The sequence below is a fragment of the Pseudomonas sp. DVZ6 genome (genome assembly GCF_024259445.1).
GTDB lineage: Bacteria > Pseudomonadota > Gammaproteobacteria > Pseudomonadales > Pseudomonadaceae > Aquipseudomonas > Aquipseudomonas peradeniyensis.
On the sequence record NZ_JANCLM010000112.1, the window covers coordinates 1 to 532 of the forward strand.

General features: G+C 62.0%; 1 protein-coding gene. It reads right to left on the bottom strand.

Annotated elements, in window-relative coordinates:
- Nucleotides 1-532 (bottom strand): immunoglobulin-like domain-containing protein (locus NMG10_RS25860; RefSeq protein WP_337994577.1); only part of this gene is annotated, 532 nt, incomplete at both ends.

Sequence of the window (532 nt, forward strand, 5' to 3'; positions counted from 1 at the left end):
GGCGGTGAGGGTCGCAACGACCTCGCTGATGGTGTCGGTGATCTGCACCGAGGCATTGCCACCCAGCTCCAGATTCTCGAAGGCCTTGCCGTCGACGGCGGCATCGGTGATGCCGACGGTTAGGGTATCGCCGTCCTTGAAGACGTCATCGCCCTGGGCTTTCGCCTTGTACTCGGCTTCGGTCTGACCGGCTGGGATGACAACCTTGTCGCCGTTGGACAGCGTGACAGTCAGGTCATGGTCGAGCTTCTGGCTGACCTTGACGGTGAAGGCCGGCTGCTGGTCTTCGGTGACATCGCCTTTGCCGACGATGGTGACGGTGACCTTGTCGCCCTGGTTGTCGGTGCCTGGCGTGCCAGTGCCTGGCTCGTCAGTCACCTTTGTGGTGACCGAGTTGTCGCCGAGAGTCAGCTTCTCGAAGTTATCGCCACCGGCAACCGACTCGATCTTGTTGACGATGCTCGGCTGGCCACCGACGAATACGTCGTCCGGTGCAGTGATGGTGAAGGTACCGCTGGCGCTACCGGCAGGG